Source organism: Brasilonema octagenarum UFV-OR1 (assembly GCF_963888615.1).
Lineage (GTDB): Bacteria > Cyanobacteriota > Cyanobacteriia > Cyanobacteriales > Nostocaceae > Brasilonema > Brasilonema sennae.
Map to the genome: position 1 here is coordinate 1 of NZ_CAWPKW010000325.1, position 18590 is coordinate 18590.

An 18590-nucleotide genomic window follows, 5' to 3' on the forward strand; every position below is an offset into this window, starting at 1 on the left:
GAACGCCAAGAATTAAAGAGTAAGTATTAAGTGCAAGTTTACAGAGAACTGGTATCAAATCAGTAGTCATATTCTGCGTTGTATCTTGACGAATATTAGAGATACGCAGGTGTTGACGAGACAATCTGATGTAGTATTTTGTAACTTTGTTAGAGGCTATAATTTGAAATTTTTTATTACCTAAAACTTTGTTACGATTACGCCACTGGAGCTTACCGAGCTTGGTTTTCGCAATCATTGTGGTAACGGGTATATCGTACTTACTGCCATCACTAACAGTCGCTAAGCACTTTACTCCCAAATCTACTCCTGCTATGAGGACAGGATGAACAATAGGAGGTATCTTGAGAGCACCTAAAACAAAAGAAACGAACCACTTGTCCGCAGAGATCGAAACCGTAAAAGTTTGAAAACTACAAATAAAATCGATTCGTTCTTTAAGTCTAAATGTTTTTAATCCAGGCAGCTTAATCTGTTTTCCCGCAAGAATTGTTACTCGGTTAGTGAAAGGAAGAGGAGGTTTACCTTTTTCTGGATACACTCCTGCTGTTTTATAAACAGTGAAAGAATCTCCTTTCTTTTTGGACTTCTTCTGAGGGAATTCTGCTAATCCTTCTCGCCACCGATAAACAGCGTTCTTCAAGTCAATAAATGCAAACTAATAAATAGTTGATGGGTACTTTTTCATCCAACTATTCTCAGGTTTTTGCATCGTAACTTGAGTGAACACTTTCTTGATAGCATCTATTCGCTTAGAATCGCTAGCCTTTATTTCTGGAAATTGCCAGCTAGTAACCAACAAGTCTAAGCCAAAGTTGTAGATTCTCCTCTTAAATCCAGCAATGCCGCGCATTTGAGAGATTTCTTTGTTATTTAGTTTTAGCTCTCTTTTTATCGCGTACATAGCTAAACTTATTTAAACTTACCTAAGTCTATCAGATTCCTTGCACGGATCTATACCATCAACAATTTTCTTCACTTTTGTTTTATATTTACGTAATCCGTACAACCGAGACGATAAACAGTGGATAATACAAAGCAAATCTGCTGTCAATTTCTCTTGAGGAGAAAGCGTTTGGCCGTTAGCATCTGGTTCAACCGCATGAGTTGTAAAACTACTGCGGTTTCGATATCGCGCTAGCTGGCTTACTTAATAATTATTTTTTTTAATAAAAAAATAATATCTTTGATTAGGATTATTATTGGCGAAATTCTTGAAGAAAAGACTGATTTATGTATTATTTTATATACAAAACTTTCAGGACAAGAAAACATTCTCTAAGGCTAATAGTTTGATAATGAAAGAGTTGAAAATTAACGATAGTTTTTAACTACATCTGTTGGTAGAGTTAAAATTAACACGAATCATGCTAAAGACGGATGAAAACTCAATGATTAAAATTTAAAAAAATAATACAAAGATTAAAAAAAATCCCAGTTTTAATGAACACAATCTGTATGTTTTCCTGGAGACGAAAAAATGGTTTCTATGGAAAGTAAGTGCTTCCAACAAGTTGCTGACTTTCCAGTTGCACAACTTCACGGGGGCTTTTCCCAAACTCTAGTCCAAACGCCGCCTTCACCATATTGTGAAGTTTGCGTGATTGTTCCAGTTCGCAACGAAGCTGAGACGTTGACACAAACTCTTGCTGCTTTGGCATATCAGGTTGACTTAGAAGGGCAGCTTTTAGACTCTAAACGCTATGAAGTTATCTTGCTGGCAAATAATTGTAGCGATGATTCGGTGGCGATCGCCCAGAATTTCGCTCAACAACATCCATCTTTTGCACTCCACGTAATTGAAAAAACATTACCCCCGACAGAAGCTTACATTGGTCGAGTGCGTCAGATTTTGATGGATGAGGCATATCACCGCTTGAGTCGTTTAGGACGCACACGAGGGATCATTGCCTCAACCGATGGGGACTCGCAAGTCAGCCCCACTTGGATTGCAGCCAACCTACATGAAATTGCTTGCGGTGCTGATGCAGTAGGAGGACGGATTATCACAAACCAAGTTGATCGTGCTGCCTTAGATCCCTACGCTAGAGCCTGTCATCTACGTGAGGTAGGCTATCGTTACTTGATTACAGAATTAGAATCTTACATCGATCCCGACCCTTATGACAGTTTTCCTCGGCACTACCAACACTACGGGGCAAGTTTTGCGGTGACGGCACAAATGTATGCACTTGCAGGAGGTTTACCCCCCGTCCGTACTCCCGAAGATGTTGCATTCTATAACGCTTTAGTCCGGGTGAATGCCCGTTTTCGTCACAGTCCGCTAGTACGGGTTGTGACTTCAGCCAGACAAACTGGACGTACAGACGTTGGTTTGGCAAACCAGTTAAGTAAGTGGTCACAAATGGGACAGCAACAGCAATCATTTTTGGTTGAATCCGCAGCTGCAATTGAAACTCGTTTCCAAGCGCGTCACCAATTACGAAAAATGTGGTCGTGTGTTCTCAACGGCTTGAAGCCAAGTTATATGCACGTAGCACTTTTGGCAAATACGCTGGGAGTTCCGACGCTATGGCTTGTCGAAGAATTTGCACAACCATATACCTTTGGTCAGTTGTTTGAACAAGTTGAACAACGCTCTTTACTCGAAGGTATATGGCTTTCTCGCTGGGAAAATGTGAAAATTGAACAGGCTATTCAGGATTTACGCTTGCGTGTTGAAAGTTGGCGTCGAGATAATAAGCTGTTGCGCTTTAAATCTTGATGTCCCAAACCGTTGCTCTAAGCTTTCCGTTCGTTTATTTTCGAGGGGTGCCTCTATTATGTTGTATGTTTTACTCCGGTTCTTCCTGGTTTGTTTCTGGTTGTGCAATTAATTCATCCAAACTATCTGGAAATATTCCCCGTGCCACCATTTTGGTAAAAACTTGATAACAATCATCCTTTGCTCCCTCTTTGCGGGGAAATCCTAGCCACAAAATCACAATTGCCTTTAATTCTGGGGTATCAAATGCTCGAAAAAACAAGCGATATCTTTGCGGTAAAGCCATCTTCTTTACCCGTCCGTAGCGCTTTAATGCTCCCGTCAAAGCAAAATGGCTGGCAAATGGATCGCAAGGAATTTTAGTTTCAATGGCAACAGTAATTGCTGCAAATAACTTCACTGTTGGATGAGTTTTAAACTCACTTTCTGGTAACTTTTCCCGTAAATTAGAAACACGGTCAAATAATTCTTGATACTGAGTTCCAAAGAGTTGTGGGTGAAAATAAATCTCCCAGCCATTACTGACAAACTTAGCCATCTTCCAACGATTCGTCCTCTAATTCCACACCCTCAATCAATTTATGTGCAGCTTTGGACATCTCAGTTGTGTAAGGTTGCAGGCTATTATTTTTCAAAGCTTCTGCCGTCGCAAAATCGAGAAACAGGCGCATCACTAGGGAATCTTCCTCATCCTCGTGATCAACCGATTCGGGAATAATCTTGACGATCGCAGTATCGGGGGACAATACTTGTATCCAACCTGAAGCATTAGCAAACTGGGGATGTTCGCGGTAAAATTCCGCAGGTAGGCGAAATCCGGCGCTATTACCAATTTTGGTGCTACGAATTTTGTAGGAGTCGCTCATTGTGTATGTACTTGATGTACTTACATGATAGCGAAATTTTGGCTCAAAACACCCGTTCAAACACGTCAAGCCGATACTCTGCCTCCCGTTTACCTTTTAAATGCCGCAGGTGAGTAGGCGTTAAATCAAAAAAGGAGTCGTGAACCTGATCGCCATTGAGGGGATAATCACGAGCATATTGTGTCCAGTGAACTAAAAGTAGATGTCCTCCTGGTTCAAGGTGTTTGAGAATGCACTGTTGAGCTTTTTTCAAATCTTCCCAGCACCAGTAGTAACCAACTTCAGAAACCACAGTCAAATCAAACATTTCCTCAGGATACTCCTGTGGCAAACACATAATTTCAAAGCGCACCTGCGGTAAGTGTTGACAGCGTTGAATTGCTCTGTCCTGAGCTATTCTTGATACATCAACAGAAAGTAGCGAGTCGCAACGTTGGGCTAACTTTTCTGTCAAAACACCAATAGATCCACCAATTTCAAAAGCAGAATGATAGCGCTGTTTGGGTAAAGCTGCGATGGTGGCAGTATATTTTTTATTTTCGTATTCGCTAGTTTCAAACTTCCACGGGTCGGGGTTAGTACCATAGAGCGTTTCAAAATAACTCGCTGGCAGGGAATTGTTTTGTACCTGCAACGGTTTGTGCTGGTTGGGGATGCTGGCAGTATCCAGGGCTTTTAAAAAAGATTCAAAGTCTATAAAGTCTGGTATAATACACTCAACACCAGCATTTTCTAAGAGCGGCTTTTGTGTATCGCTGGCGACACCAACAAAAGGTAGTTGCAGTTGGATAGCAGTCAAAACATCCCAAATGCCATCGCCGATGCAAACAATTCTTTCAAAATCAGGCTGATCGTAGAACGCCTTAGCTCTCGACACAGCGGTTTTCACAATATCTTCTCGGGAGATGCTATCATCAGCAAACGCTGCTGGTAGTTGCGTTATATCTAACCCCGCCGCTTGCAGCTTCATCTCGGCTGAAGCACGCCATCCGCCTGTAGCAATTGCGATCGCCCAATCTTTTGTTTGGGCTAGGTGCTTTAACATCACACAAGCTCCAGCTATTTCGATAAATGATGCAGGAGTTTCTATATAATGACTATGCAATAACTCTACAAAGCATTGCTGCAATTGGCATAACTCAGTGGTTTGGGGAACACGTCCCCAGTTGTGCTGAAAAATTTGCAAAGCTATCCCAGAGTCAGTGGTATGTCCATAGGTAGCCCAGTTCGTGTTTATTTCTTTGATTTGAAATTCGTTGGCAAATGCTTGTACGAAGCATTGGCTATCTACATCATTTGTTTGAGTTAGCGTTCCATCAATATCAAAAATTGCCAGTTTCATAGTTCTTAAATTTTGGCTTCTAAATAAACTTCCCAAGAACGGGTAAAGTTCAAAAGCATTTCCGGAGTCAAGCGAAAGCCTTCTGGATCATCATCAATTAAATCTGTGGTTTGGGAGCGATAGGCGGCGATCGCTCGCTGTTTCAATTCCACTACCCCGCTAATATCCAATCGCCAACTTGTGACTTCAAGAGATTCTGGTAAGCTTCCTCGTTGCTCTGGATCCCAATCCCAAATAGGATACTCGATTAATTGCGGTGATAGACGTGAGTCAGACAGCGCGGTGTGAATTAACTTCCAAGTGGCTCGATGATCTGGATGAGGATCGTAGCGCCACGGTAAAAAGATCATTCGCGGGGCAATTTCTGATAAATAAGTAACGCAAGTCGTCACAGCACCTTTATACTGTGCTGAAATTGATCCATCTTGCAGACGTAAAAAAGTGACAGCGTTTGCTTCCACTCCTAATACAGAAAGCGCCGAGAGTGTTTCACTTTCCCGCAATGCCTGCAGCGCAGGTGCGGGAAATTTCTGGGAATTAGCGTGTGAAAGAGTACCGTTACTAATGACCAAAACACGTACCATCAAATTGAGAGAACGTAGTAAGGCGATCGCACCACCACAACCTAGTGTCTCATCATCGGGATGAGGGGCAACGACTAACGCCGAACCACAAGCAATCTCCTTGAGTGAACGCCAAGGCAAACTATTAGAATCAGTGAGTGGTGATGCAATCGTAACCTGGTTATTCATGCTGACCTCGCGGGAGTGTGGAAACCGTGATCCTAAAGACCACGGAGGAAACACGACACGGTTGATTTATCAACCGTCAAATGCTCCAAATTAGGCATACGAGTAACCGTCCTTTTTGTGAATGTGCTTGCAATATTTGTGATTAATCCCTTGAAGTAACCCGTTCTTGGTTGAAATATTGAAACTACCTGTTGCACGAGTTGCAATTCTTCCAACGTATCCGCCTACTTTTTTACCTGACGTGACAACAGCTTTAACAATATCGCCAGTCTGAAAACCAAAGTGAAATTTAGTTCTGGAACAGTGACGATTCGGAAATCCAAATTTATCAGTGCGGCATGATTGGCGTGTACCGTGACCATTAGCAGTAATCAACAAAGGTTTAACGCCTTTGATATTAAGAATTGGTGTTGACTTTCCAACGCAAGCAGCGTCTAACCAATGTAGTTTCACTAAATTCTGTTGATTACGGTTAAATTTAGTTAATCCTCCTGAACCAGTTTCTACAGGAAATCCTGTTGCTTTTAAGACTTCTAACAACGTAAATCTAGTTGTATTGACTGCTGCAGCATCAGCCAATGGTCTTTTTGCTTGTTTCAAGATTTTTTCTAACCTTGCAGAGTTTTTTTTGAGAAAATCCTTGATATCTTTAGTCCCTTTCTTTGTGTTGCATTTCTCGCAACTCAATGTCAAGTTTGTAATTGAGTTCGTTCCTCCTTTTGCTCTCGGGTAAATGTGTTCTATTTGTAGTGGAACATCTTTGACTCCACAGTAAGCACATTGTCGATTCCACTTTTCTAACAAAAACTCCCGTGTTTCGTAACCTGCAAGTGTGCCTTGCTGATACTCTTTACCTTGGATATCTGGATTCTGCATTAATTGCATATCAAAACGCACTAACTCTTGGCTAATTGCGTTAATTGATGTAAGTTTACGTAATCTGTTTACCCAAGTCTTAATATTTTCAACACGACTTTGTAAGCTTGGTGCTAACCATCCGTCAGGTCGTGTTCTATTTAGAAAACGTGGTTTACGATATCTCGTTTGTCGGTTTCTTCTACCTCTACGAAGCTGTCTTCTAGAAGTTAAGGCAAACGAAATTGCAAAACCTCTATGCTTCAATTCAGCAGCGAAGACAACTTCACCAGTCGAATCGTTGACTAATGCAATTCCTGTATGTTTTGCACCTGGGTCAATCTTTAATCTGAGTGGTTGAATTGGTGCGTCTGGACGTGATTCTTTAAGAATCAACGTGAAAGGAAACCGTTTAAATATGGCTGCTTTTTTGTTTCGCAATAATTGCCTCGCTTGTGCTGGGTGAACTGGATTTAATGGTCGTTTTTCTAAGTCAACTACAAACACTTTGGACATGAAGTCCCTCCTTTCGGGTAATGTTAGCCTGGACAATGTTATTGGTCGGTACTATGTCAAAGGCACTAGCTTTAAACCTTTATGCTTGTTTAACCTTCAACTTCTAGAGCCTGGAACTGGCTACGCATTCCAGGGTAGGTTCTTTAACGACTTGCCAATAACGTAGTACTCAAGGTACTTAGTCGGGTAAGCTAGGCTTCAACATTTGCTGAAGCCCCCAGATTCAATCTGGGGGTTGCTTACTATTCCAAAGCAAGTGAGCAGGATGAGTTTCAGCTAGGACATACTGTCCAACATTGGCAAGGGCTGCATCAAAGGCAGGTTGACGTAGGTACAAAGTTAAATCCCGGATGATGCGTTCCATCGGATTTGGTGGTAGTAAACCGCGAGTGCCAATACAGCGCTCACAAATTTGCATCGTGTCAATGCAAATTTGTTCAATTGTCGTCCGCACCATATTTGCATAGGCGACAAGTTGGTCTGCTTGCGGGTTCTTAACACTGGGATAACCTCCAAACACAGGTGCATAAGCTGCTACCATATCAGCAGCACCCCGTAGCCACAGATGACCACTTTCAATGGCGATCGCCATCCTGCCCAGCCGTTCTTTTTGGTATGGATCGTTTGTATATTCCATGTTCTGGAGATACTGGCGAGTCAAGTCAAACAGTGCTTCCGCCCCACCCAATTGCACTGCAGCAAAGCGAACGACTCCCGCAGACAACCAAGGCTGGCGAAAGTAGTCTCCTGGCTTAGCAATTAATGAACTTTCTTCCAACTCCACGCCGCTAAAATTTACTTTGTAGCTAGCAGTTGCTCGCATTCCAGAAGGTTGCCACCAATTAGGATCACTGAGTGTGGTAACTTGATCCATTGGCACAATGAACATTTGCCAACTACCATCGGGTAACGCTCCATTCACAAAGGGACGCTCAACATAGCCAGATCCCGAACAAAAGGTTTTAGAACCTTCCAGACGATACTTACCATTGTCAAGAGGGATAATCTTGACACCATCAGACGCTTCGGCATTCCAAACGCCAAAAATTTTGTGGCGATCGCGGGCATCACAAGCATAACTTGCAATTTGTTCTCTAGTTCCAAAAGTCTGAATCAGTTGCAGTGCATTGACGTGCCCCTCATAAACTCGACCCACCGCCAAATTCCCACGCCCCATCTGCTTTAATAGCATTAGTGATTCGTAGGTAACATTGGCATCAATACCTGCACCCCACCCGCCTAACTCTCGCTGCAAAGGTGCAGCCAACAAGCCTGCTTTTGCAATTCGCTTAAACTCGCTCTCAGGAAAAGCGCCATTGTTATCAATCGCAGCCGCGTTAGCTGCACAATAATCAGCAATTTCTACAGCATGTGTTAAGGCATCAGCAATGCTTGAGGTGTGACATTCCTGGATGACGACATCCTTGGATAGTTGAGCGGTAATAGTCGCCTCCTTTACATAATATTTCTTGATATATTGCTGAAGATAATAAAATTTAGTAGGTAAATACCTCTATCTTGGGATGGTATCTGTTGAGAGAGGGATTAAGCCTCACATTTGGTTAGAAGAAGTAGGGATATCAGAAAATTAATTTAGCGCAGCAAGAAAAGCACGGCATTGCCGTGCTTCTACGGAAAAAGAACAAGCACATCACCTGATTTACTATACGTACTTTCCTGGCTGAGAAAACCAGCCCTGAGGTTGATTTCAATTGCTTGACGAGTACTAAGGCGGGGATGAATCACCTCTGTAACAGCAAACCAACCAACAGAGATGTTCACTTCAAGGTAATTTTTCGTAACATGTTGATGTCGATGGTGATTGCCGTACCCTGGATTTGTCCACCTCTAAGGGGATAGTATGAGACAAATCCACGGCTTGGACTGTCGAAGAGATAACCACGAGGTGAAGCTGAAATTTTGCCCTGCTTGACTAAAGACATGAAGGCTGAAAGATATCTGCGTATACTTTGACGATTACCTAGAGTTGCGTTTGTATGGTTCTTAATCAGCATCATGAACAAGTCCAAGCTGCGGTTATCTTGTCCGTTAATTAAACTACCGTTTTCTAGGAAAGAACTTGCTACGACTTTTCCATCAATTTGTTGCACTTTAAAGAGAGTATAAGAGCGCGATTCTTTCTTGGGATCGTTCACATAACAGACCCAATCACCGTTTGGGTTTTGTATAAAACCTTGTTGCGCAAGGTAGGAAAGCGGGGAATTGGTTGGTTGATTTGGTGGTTGATTTGGTGGAGTTGGTAATAAATCCGCTACTGGATCGAAAGAGCAAATTCTTTGCTCTGTTCTCTGTTGAGGAGTAGTGGGAACTCCTTCTGCTAGTACCATAGAAGAAACAGTAGTAAACGCAGACGCAGAGACAGCGAATGCGCTAAGCAAACGAATAATTATATTCATCTTTCTTGTTTATAAGTAATTATTAGGACACCTTTTCGTAGTGGTCAGGCGTCTTTTAGTTCTTAATACTTTAATTCAATTCCCTAATGCTCTTTCCGGAAAAAGTCTGAAAACACATTTTATCTGTTTTGTTTGATTTTTAGTATGACTAGAAACGTTGGAAGAGAAAACAATTAGTAAAAAATTATATATAGTAATCCTAAATGATTTGTGAGATCAACAAACCCGGTATCTCCCAGATACCGTGTTTAATCGGCTCAGTATTTTCTTACAAATGATTCTGGATTGCTATATATTGGAATCAAATTTTACTGTTTGAAACATTGTTTAGTTATTTAAGGTATTTTTAAATACTTATTTTTGTATAGGACTCATCTTTGATTTTTGACGAAGCTAGGTACACTTTCTGTTAAGCGTTCCCTGTTCCCTACCTCGACGAGTCAATTCAGAAATCAAACCGGATTCCTATAGTTTCGCTTGGTTTGTTAATACATCTGGGTTTTAGCCATTTTTGGGCATTTAGCGTACTTTAATTGCCCTGCAAAGGTTTGAGGCTTGTTTTTACCTCAAAAAGTAATAGCTTTATCGTTGATATTCCCAATGCTCAACTGTGCTTACCGTCGGGTGAGCCATTCACATTCCGTTCAGAGAAACCAATTGCGGATATTACTGAGATAAGCATAACGAACTTTGACGCCAAGACTATCCGGGTAAGTGTGATAGATGAAGCGAGTGCACCAATAGTCGAGTTGTTTGATAGTCCTAATGAGGGTCTTATCTTCTCTGTTGCAAGTACTGCATCCTTAGCACAACAGGGGCAGCAACCTCAAACACAATCACCTACACAGCAACAGCAAACCAAACATAACCAACTCAACCATTATCTTCTGGTGATGAACCAATTGAACTAGTGGTGACAGGGCAGCAAGATGGATATCGTGTCCCCAATACGAGAATTTTCCGATCCGACGCGGACACACGTGACATGAAACTTTTTCAAAGATGCCAGCAAACTCCAACCCAAAACCCAGAACTAAAGCTTGGATCAGTGAACGGGAATTTCCAAACTGGCTACTAAGTTCTGGGTTGTGAGTTTTTTATTGGTCAGTTGATCAGTTAAATTTCAGCTGAAGCCCGCTCAATCAATCGACGTGCTAAAGTTTGTGTACCTGTATGTTCGTAGTAATTCGTCGATACATCCAGGAACGCAGCCAGGTAGTCTAGCTTATCATCTGCAAAGTCAACAAAATTTTGCAAGTTGTTAGCTACCTTTTGTGGTGTTAAATTCTTGGAAGAGACTAAACCACTCATCCAGCCACTGACTGAGTCGAAGCTTTGACCGATAAAGTTCAGTTTGCTGCTAGAATCATTACCTGGAATTGCGTCTTTAATATTCGCAAAGGTTGAGTTTTGATCTAACTCCTGAGGACTTGTCTGATTAAGTCTAGATAGTGCACTACTGATGAAGTCTGGACCTAAGGGTATCAAACCATCAAAACAAACTAATGCAGCCATGCGGATGAACGACTCACCGCTGTATTCACCCAAAGAGCCGACAAAATCGCCAATGCTGTCTCCGGGAATACCGTTAATTTGACAGAAGGCTACTAACTCAGCAACTAATTTTAAGCACAAGTCTATGGTTTGTGCTTTTTCAGCTTTGGGAGTGACTCGGTTTAAAAAACCCAAAAGGGGAATTTTCTCACCCACTTTGTTTGCTAAAGCTGCTGCACCAAGTGCTTTATCTGTGCTATCAACGGTTTGATAAAGCCACATGGCTCGTTGATATCCTTGAGAGCGATCATTGTAGAGATAAACCGCTCGATCGCCTATTTGTTGAATCAGCTCTTCGTCGTCTTCACCAGTGACAGTTTTGATCGTGTTGACAAAGCCAACTACATTTTGCCACTCACCAGGAGCAACAAAATCGAGCGATCGCAATGCCGAAATCGTTAAGTTGTTAGTTGGTAATTCATCAACCAACTCAAAAATTGATTTACTCACAAATAGACTCCTACTTAATTATTTTCTGCTTACTCAGGATTTCAGTTGTCGAAGTCCATGATCTATTTAGTTTTAGCAAGTTGCGCCAAACCATTTAAGTTAAATTTCTGTATCCAAGCTTCGCGTTCAGCCTCTGTAAATGACGCATCGCGAGATTGCACTTTCACTTGATAGCGATTCCCTACTAAAACAGCAGTACCAGTACTTCCCTGACTAACAGCTGGATATCCGGCTATTGTTTTTGGGCTATTTACGAATTTTGCCGCTGGGTTTGTAGCGCCTTTAACTCCTTGTGTATCATTAATCGATAGTACAGCTAAGTCTTTGCCATCTCTTTTCAACTTCGCTTCAGCAAAGCCTTTCTTCTCTTGGGTGTAGACGCGCTCATAGCCAGCCCCAGCAGCTGGGAAAAATTTGTTAAATTCGCTACCTTGGGTTGAATCTTTAGCAATTGCCTGGCCACTTTTTTGTCGGGTGCTTTCCTGCTGTGCCTGGTCAAAACGTCCAGGAGTCTTTGGCGCACAGGCTGTGGTAAACAGTAATAAACATAACAACAAAGCTGCGAAAATTCTTCGGGCACGGGGCAAAAACATCTTGGACTCCTCCTTTTGTTTGACTTTGTGTGAAAATTATCAACGTTTGTTCTGGCTAATACCTGGAAAATTTACTTTTTAACTGAGCGAATACCGATGACTAAGAACTACGGTAAGCAATAACAGCATAAAACGGATCGCCTCCTGCGACACCCATCCACTGTAATAAATTAGGAAGGGATGAGCGACGAGCAATTACTTCTGGAGGCGTAAGTCCTGGAAGTGCAGAGAAATAGCTTTTTACCAATTCCACTCTACTGGCTTCTGTACCCTCTCGCCATGCTTGAATCGCTTTTTGAAAAAACATCCGATTGGAAAAGCTGAAAATTGCCACACCACGAGGTTTGAGGATGCGGTGAATTTCTGAAAAGATCGCTTCTGGATATTGCAAATACTGTACTGAAACGCAGTTAAGAACGGCATCAAAACTTTGGTCTTCCAGAGGTAGTTGAGGATTTTCGTTGAGATTTTGGACAAAATAATGATTGAACCGAGGATTTCGTGCAAGTTCCTCTGCGTTGAGTCCGTGTCCTTCAACATGGGCAAAAGATATCTCTTCTGGCAGATGCGACACCCAACTGCTCATCATGTCCAAGATACGAGTGTTGGGTTTGAGGCGCTCGCGATATAAATCCGTTAGCTGTTGGATAAAGCCATCGTCTACATGAGTGACGAAGCGCGGATGTTCATAAAATAGCTTGTCGTCTGTACTGTCTTGCTTAGTGCGTTCCTCTGGTTTAAGCGCCATAAATATCTTTCAAGTTTCTCTAAAATTTTGTCAATTTTGATTGCGTTTGGTGGAAACAATTGATATACCACCATACGTATTCTAAAAATAGACACAAAAATATTCATGACCCAAAAGAAGAATTTGGCTGCGCACAATTCAATGTTATATAAACTGCAATTTCTTCGTCCAACCAAGATAACCATCAGTATTTTACGTGGTTTTCCCCACATTTTATTGTTAATTTGGTTACTCCCCTTATTACTGTTTGGTTCTGGACAGAGTAGCCTGATGGCTCATGATGAAGGGCTTTACGCTTGGCGATCGCGCCTAATGATAGACACTGGTGATTGGATACATCCTTGGACAACTCCCCACCATAAAACTCCTGGTCCCTATTGGTTAATCGCCAGTAGTTACACATTGTTTGGCATTAATGAAGCGAGTGTGCGCTTGCCAAGTATGATTGCTGGTGTGCTGAGCGTACTACTTCTGTATGAAATAGGCAAAATCCTGATTGGGAAAAAAATTGCTTGGCTTGCGGCTGCAATTTTGAGTGTAGAATTTCTCTGGCTGCAATACAGTCGTTTAGGCACACCAGATGTGCCTGTGATTTTCCTAGTTCTTTTAGCGATTTGGTCTTTATTAAAAGCTGAATTACACCCAAAATATCGCTTTACTTGGTGCTTTCTAGCTGGTTTTAATTTTGGCTTGGGCTTTTTAGTCAGAAGTTTTATGATTTTTGTCCCAATCATAGCTTTGTTACCTTATCTCATATGGGAGCATCGCCGTCATCGTCATCTTACAAACCCGATGTTGTATTTCGGGTTTGTGGTAGGGTTAATTCCCACCTTTATCTGGCTATGGCTGAGTTGGTTGCGATACGGTAGTGGTAGTTTAGGACAATTAATTTACTTTGTTCTCAAATTAGGATCTAGTGAACGCATACACAATGGGTTAGGGTTTTATTTCTGGGATATACCCATAAAAGCGTTTCCTTGGGGTTTTTTCAGTTTTTTAGGGTTATTTTTGCTCATTCGTCGTCCGATTCCTCGCTATCAACTAGTATTGGTTGGTTATCCCCTCACTTTGTTCGCTGAACTAAGTCTTTTTTCCACCCGTTTATCCCATTACAGTCTTTTGCTGTATCCATTTATCGCTTTGCTTGCTGCTGTAGGGTTAAATTGGCTGAGTGCAGGGATCAGGAGGGAGGAAGGGAGAAAAGGAGAGAGGGACAGAGGAAAGGATATTTTCCCACACTCGTATACTGCCACACTGCCACACTGCAACACTCCCTCATCCCCAGTTCCCTCCTCTTCGCTTCTTCGCAATCTGAGTTATGGCTTTGGTATGTTCGGTGTTTTGCTGTTAGTGGTGGGAATGGTTGCTTTTGTTTGGGGTGAGACAGCGTTGCGGGAGGGGAGCCAGTCCGTTGCGGAGCCAGTGCTGAAGACGGGTTTCCCGTCGCAGGCATCTGGCGTTGGGGTTCCCAAGGCAGCTTTTGGGGGGAAGCGGAGGAACATAACGTGCCGCCCCGTTGTAGGACCTGGCGTTTTCCCTCCGCAGGCGACTGCGTTCGCCCTTGGCGTGTCGAAGACATACCCGAAGGGTGATGCACAAGTCCATAAGTACGCGATCGTGGCATTGGTATCAGGAGCCAGTTGGTTAATATTACCTTTAGTGTGGATTGGTCCTTACCAATTGGGCAAAAAGTTTCTGACTTCTGGTTACTGGTTAGCGAGTTGGTTAGTTCCTATGTGGATATCTTTGGCTGCTGCTAGTTGTAGTGGCTTTATCGGCGACTACAATCCTGATGTCAAAGCTTTGATCCAACAGCCTGCGATCGCTCAAGTTTTACACTCATCTGTTATTAATTTTGTAGACATACGAGGCAAATCTGACGTATTACTCAAATTTTATACTCCTCATCACGGCAAGCGAGTACAGCAAGTTTCGCAACTTCCAGCCTTAAGCTATGCTTGGGTTTCTAGCAAACAAATGGCTAATTTATCTCAGCGTTATCGAGTTCTTGGTACTGTGCAAGATGTCAGTTTAATAGAAGTTATCAATCAATTTTGAATTTTAGTTGAGTTTTGTAAACTTTAATTGAGTAAAAGCTAAGTAAGATAAAAAATAAAGTACTGGGTAATATGGTGCTGCATACTAGTTCAGGAATACAAAATCTTACATTGGAGATTTGGGGCAAAGTCGCCGAACGACTTTGGGAACAAGTAAAACATTAATGTTCAGTATTGTATAAGTTGTGTGGAGCAGCAGGATATAAATGGAAATCCTACGTATAGTAGTGACGGGAGGTATGGGTGCGGGGAAGACGACCTTGATTCGCACAATCAGTGATATAGAGGTGGTAGACACTGAACAAAAAGCTACAGATGAAGTTGGACTACTGAAGAAAACGACCACAGTCGCTTTGGATTTTGGGCGGCTGACTATAGGACTGAATCAATCACTACACCTCTATGGCACACCAGGACAAAGTAGATTTGACTATATGTGGGAGATTTTGATTGCAAAAGCCCACGCTTACATTTTGCTAGTAGCAGCTCACCGTCCGCAGCATTTCCGTTATGGTCGCAAGCAACTCAACTTTATGAATCAACGGGTGCAAATTCCTTATGTGATTGGGCTGACTCATACTGATTGCCCGGATGCATGGGAAGCCCAAGATGTGGCGATCGCCTTGGGATTGGATGATGAGAAAACTCGACCACCAATAATTACAGTCAATGCTACCGAGTCCACTTCGGTCAAACAAGCTTTGATTGCACTCGTCGAAGAATTTGCCAATTACTACCACAATACCACTGGATAGCTGGCGCTTTTATCGTAAATGAAAGGGGGGTTCCCCCCTTTCCCCTTAACCTTTTCCCCAACAACTGCCACGAAGTTTATTGTATGGGTTGTACCTTAAGGTGGCATTTTCAGCATATCATCAAAAATTTTACGTAATTATCCTGAATATATTTCATTTTTAATGTTATTTTAAACAAAGATATCAGGCAGCAAATAACCAACTGACCAATAGCTTCTGAAGCTATGCAGATAGGCATAAAATCTTGGGAGCTAAATGGAGTTTGAGTATTAGACGTTCCAGCAGCGAGCTAAACACAAACCCGTAAGCAAGATGCCAAACGAGTGTTTGTTGAGTGCTAGACATGCACAGGAGTTTCCATCGTAGAGACTAGCTCTGCCGTTGGGTTAATAAATAGCCCGCAAAGGACAGGTATTTTCTGGCACGTCGATAAACGAAAGCATCTATCTACAAATTTTGTACAAATGTTTCTTTCTCTATAAGCGATAACCGTATGATGACAACTTCCAATACTCTCAGACCACAGCTAGGAGATTTCGTCAATGTGATGGACTACAAAGCTTTGCTGGATGGCATAGAAGATAACTTAGGTTCCAAAGCTGCAGCAGTCATCATTGGTGCTGCGGGTCGTACCTACGGTAAGAAAATTGCCACAAAACTTGGGGCTTCAATGGAATCAAATGATCTTCCAACTATACTGAAGCGCCTAAACACAAGTTTAGGTGTCGAAGGAACACGACTCTGTCTTATCGATGAAGTATCTCAACAAGAAAACTTTATTAGGGTAAAGGTGACCGAGCCAGTTGAAATGTCTGGTGAGAATTCAGGTTCCATCCGTTTATGCCCATTTACCCTAGGTATACTGGGTGGCTTTATCGATCAGGTTATGCAAAAACGCCACCAAGCTCGACAAGTTCCTGTTGGCGATCAAATAAATTTTCAAACAGAGTTCGAGTTCACGGCTCTTTGAAATCAACCTCAGTCAACGCTTGCGGGTTAAAGCGATTGAATTGATACTTTGAGGCAGTAGCTTCGATGTTTTTGAATTCACCGCATACATTTAGAGGATGATCATAAATACAGCAAATGCAGTCATCCTCTTACCCAAATTCTGTTGACACACATAGAATTTGCCTGCAAGTTTATTACAGGGGTTTTCTTTAGGGTGGACAAAATCCTGTAATGCAAGTAGTCAAATAGAAAACTGAATTAGCAACCAAAATCCACAGGGAACCCAAATCAAAGCAAAAGAGGAGTGTAGCATGGCAATTAACACAGCAAAACTTAGCAGCATTCTGCAAAATTTTGTCACCGCAACAAGTGATGTCCAAGGTGCAGTGCTTGTTTCTCCAGATGGTCTAACTTTGTCGTCAAGCTTACCAGGCGGGATGGACGAAGAGCGGGTATCAGCAATGGCTGCGGCAATGATATCTCTTGGTGAGCGCATTGGGAGTGAGTTAAGCAGAGGCAATATAGAGCGGATTTATGTTGAAGGTGACAAGGGTTTTGGAATTCTCAATGGCTGCGGCGAAGACGCTGTACTACTAGTTTTAGCAAGTGATAGTGCCAAACAGGGATTGCTCTTGCTAGAAATCAAGCGTGTTCTTACAGAATTGAGGAAGGCTATGATGTACTAATTCTGCGTTAAAAGTTCTCAAGCCCTAAAAAGCTAGGTCTGACTTTATCAACAAGACCTAGCTTATTTATTAAACCTTATCAGCATAACTCTCCTTACGAAACACAGGGGTGTAAGGGTGTAGGGGAAAAGAGTATTTTTTCCATTCGTAGCGGCTGGCGCGCCACCCGTGGGGCGCTACTAAGTAAAACTAATATGATATTTACTGGTAATTTAGCAGAATTTCCCTTGCCAAGTATTTTTCAATTGCTAGAGCAAGGAAACAACACAGGATTACTCACAATTCGTACCTTAGCTGCTGATGTAACTGCTTTTAAGCCTGTTTATTACATCTGGCTGTATCAAGGTCGGATTGTCGCTGCTGCTGATCGTCTAGATGAAAAAGGCTTGCTTTCAATGATCGCTCAACGGGGCTGGGTAAGCCAGGACGTTGCTTTAAGAATGGCTCAGATCTGTCGGGCTAACACGCCGATAGGTTTATGCCTCAAGTTCCAAGGACTACTGCAAGCCGAACAACTGAAACTACTATTTCGTATCCAAGTTGTGGAACAAGTGTCTGTTTTGTTTGAACTCAAAGATGGTCAGTTTGAATTTGACGCTGAAGCTGATTTACCCCACTCAGAGATGACAGGCATAAGTATACCAGCAACTGAGATTACACTTATCGGTTTGCGATTGCTGCAAGATTGGAGTGTATTAGCCCAACAACTGCCTGAGTTAAGTCTAATCCTGTCAAATAAGAATATTACTCAGCAGTTAGACTCTCTGGAATTGCAAGTTTGGCAGTTGGCGAATGGCACTATTTCCTTGGGGGAAATTGCTAATCAACTTGAGCTTGCTGTAGAAAAAGTACAGCAAATTGCCTTTCGACTCCTAAGAAGTGATTTAGTAGAAGAAGTTTTCCTAACTAGTGCTTCAAGGAACGAAGTCACACAAACGACTTTTGTAGCAGAAAATTTACTAGAGTCAATTGTGGACTCTTCCAGGCAAATTGACAACACGCAGCCGTTAAATCACATAGTAGCACAAACGACTCCTGTAGCAGAAAATTTACCAGAGTCAATTGTGGACTCTTCCAGGCAAATTGATAACACGCAGCCGTTAAGTGACATAGTAACACAAACGACTTCTGTAGCAGAAAATTTACCAGAGTCAGTAGTAGACTCTTCGAGCCAAACAAACGTCTTTCAGTCGTTTCTCAAAAAGTTAGGTCGTTGGCTGCGTCTGATTCGGTCGTTTTTCCAAGGATTATTTAGTTTTGATCGAAGCAAAACTTAGTACGATAAATCATAAAAAACACACTAATGACTGATGACTAATAACT

General features: G+C 42.2%; 20 protein-coding genes. 7 read left to right on the forward strand and 13 right to left on the reverse strand.

Annotation, left to right across the window (positions count from 1 at the left end; translation table 11 throughout):
* Nucleotides 1-643 (reverse strand): transposase (locus AC5590_RS29035; protein ID WP_211178591.1); only part of this gene is annotated, 643 nt, incomplete at its 3' end.
* A 15-nt stretch (nt 644-658) separates the two neighbouring features.
* A complete protein-coding gene (locus AC5590_RS29040) occupies nt 659-904 on the reverse strand; it encodes a hypothetical protein (protein WP_211178592.1) in 246 nt (81 codons plus the stop codon).
* Between the two features lie 576 nt (nt 905-1480).
* Between AC5590_RS29040 and AC5590_RS29045 the strand changes: the two genes are divergently transcribed.
* Nucleotides 1481-2725, forward strand: coding sequence for a glycosyltransferase family 2 protein (locus AC5590_RS29045; RefSeq protein ID WP_248277306.1), 1245 nt, complete (start codon nt 1481-1483; stop codon nt 2723-2725).
* A 70-nt stretch (nt 2726-2795) separates the two neighbouring features.
* On the opposite strand, the gene AC5590_RS29050 is transcribed toward AC5590_RS29045, so the two are convergent.
* The 8 genes from AC5590_RS29050 to AC5590_RS29085 all read right to left on the reverse strand — a co-directional run bounded on the left by AC5590_RS29050 (nt 2796) and on the right by AC5590_RS29085 (nt 9473).
* The gene (locus AC5590_RS29050; RefSeq protein WP_169266778.1) at nt 2796-3263 is read right to left on the reverse strand and encodes a type II toxin-antitoxin system YhaV family toxin; all 468 of its coding nucleotides are present in this window, start codon (nt 3261-3263) and stop codon (nt 2796-2798) included.
* Entirely contained in the window at nt 3256-3591 is a 336-nt protein-coding gene (locus AC5590_RS29055; protein ID WP_169266779.1) for a hypothetical protein, read from the reverse strand. The genes AC5590_RS29050 and AC5590_RS29055 overlap by 8 nt, the downstream gene beginning before the upstream one ends.
* Before the next feature lie 43 nt (nt 3592-3634).
* Nucleotides 3635-4933 (reverse strand): SAM-dependent methyltransferase, encoded by a 1299-nt coding sequence (locus tag AC5590_RS29060; RefSeq protein ID WP_169266780.1) that lies wholly within the window; start codon nt 4931-4933, stop codon nt 3635-3637.
* Between the two features lie 5 nt (nt 4934-4938).
* Complete coding sequence (locus AC5590_RS29065) at nt 4939-5685, reverse strand: PIG-L deacetylase family protein (protein ID WP_169266781.1); 747 nt, start codon at nt 5683-5685, stop codon at nt 4939-4941.
* 90 nt (nt 5686-5775) lie between these two features.
* Nucleotides 5776-7056 carry an RNA-guided endonuclease IscB gene (gene iscB / locus AC5590_RS29070; protein WP_169266782.1) on the reverse strand — a complete coding sequence of 427 codons (1281 nt, stop codon included), beginning with the start codon at nt 7054-7056 and terminating at the stop codon, nt 5776-5778.
* 223 nt (nt 7057-7279) lie between these two features.
* Nucleotides 7280-8530 carry an acyl-CoA dehydrogenase family protein gene (locus tag AC5590_RS29075; RefSeq protein WP_348982730.1) on the reverse strand — a complete coding sequence of 417 codons (1251 nt, stop codon included), beginning with the start codon at nt 8528-8530 and terminating at the stop codon, nt 7280-7282.
* A gap of 155 nt (nt 8531-8685) precedes the next feature.
* Entirely contained in the window at nt 8686-8838 is a 153-nt protein-coding gene (locus AC5590_RS29080; protein WP_169266783.1) for a hypothetical protein, read from the reverse strand.
* Nucleotides 8835-9473, reverse strand: coding sequence for a hypothetical protein (locus AC5590_RS29085; RefSeq protein WP_169266784.1), 639 nt, complete (start codon nt 9471-9473; stop codon nt 8835-8837). The genes AC5590_RS29080 and AC5590_RS29085 overlap by 4 nt, the downstream gene beginning before the upstream one ends.
* Before the next feature lie 533 nt (nt 9474-10006).
* On the opposite strand from AC5590_RS29085, the gene AC5590_RS29090 reads away from it, so the two are divergent.
* Entirely contained in the window at nt 10007-10384 is a 378-nt protein-coding gene (locus AC5590_RS29090) for an AMIN domain-containing protein (RefSeq protein ID WP_498824179.1), read from the forward strand.
* 205 nt (nt 10385-10589) lie between these two features.
* Here AC5590_RS29090 and AC5590_RS29095 read toward each other — a convergent pair whose 3' ends face one another.
* The 3 genes from AC5590_RS29095 to AC5590_RS29105 form a co-directional block, all read right to left on the reverse strand.
* On the reverse strand, nt 10590-11477 hold the full coding sequence (locus AC5590_RS29095) for a hypothetical protein (RefSeq protein WP_169266785.1): 888 nt from the start codon (nt 11475-11477) through the stop codon (nt 10590-10592).
* A gap of 62 nt (nt 11478-11539) precedes the next feature.
* A complete protein-coding gene (locus AC5590_RS29100) occupies nt 11540-12070 on the reverse strand; it encodes a hypothetical protein (protein WP_169266786.1) in 531 nt (176 codons plus the stop codon).
* A gap of 100 nt (nt 12071-12170) precedes the next feature.
* Nucleotides 12171-12818 carry a class I SAM-dependent methyltransferase gene (locus AC5590_RS29105; RefSeq protein WP_169266787.1) on the reverse strand — a complete coding sequence of 216 codons (648 nt, stop codon included), beginning with the start codon at nt 12816-12818 and terminating at the stop codon, nt 12171-12173.
* A gap of 141 nt (nt 12819-12959) precedes the next feature.
* Here AC5590_RS29105 and AC5590_RS29110 point away from each other — a divergent pair, with 141 nt between their 5' ends.
* The 5 genes from AC5590_RS29110 (at nt 12960) to AC5590_RS29130 (ending at nt 18544) form a co-directional block, all read left to right on the forward strand.
* Entirely contained in the window at nt 12960-14876 is a 1917-nt protein-coding gene (locus tag AC5590_RS29110; RefSeq protein WP_248277310.1) for an ArnT family glycosyltransferase, read from the forward strand.
* A gap of 205 nt (nt 14877-15081) precedes the next feature.
* Complete coding sequence (locus AC5590_RS29115; RefSeq protein ID WP_169266788.1) at nt 15082-15630, forward strand: GTP-binding protein; 549 nt, start codon at nt 15082-15084, stop codon at nt 15628-15630.
* A 493-nt stretch (nt 15631-16123) separates the two neighbouring features.
* Nucleotides 16124-16600 carry a hypothetical protein gene (locus tag AC5590_RS29120; RefSeq protein WP_248277307.1) on the forward strand — a complete coding sequence of 159 codons (477 nt, stop codon included), beginning with the start codon at nt 16124-16126 and terminating at the stop codon, nt 16598-16600.
* Nucleotides 16601-16892: 292 nt separating this feature from the next.
* Entirely contained in the window at nt 16893-17267 is a 375-nt protein-coding gene (locus AC5590_RS29125; protein WP_169266789.1) for a roadblock/LC7 domain-containing protein, read from the forward strand.
* Between the two features lie 194 nt (nt 17268-17461).
* The gene (locus tag AC5590_RS29130; protein ID WP_169266790.1) at nt 17462-18544 is read left to right on the forward strand and encodes a DUF4388 domain-containing protein; all 1083 of its coding nucleotides are present in this window, start codon (nt 17462-17464) and stop codon (nt 18542-18544) included.
* The last annotated feature ends 46 nt before the right edge of the window (nt 18545-18590 follow it).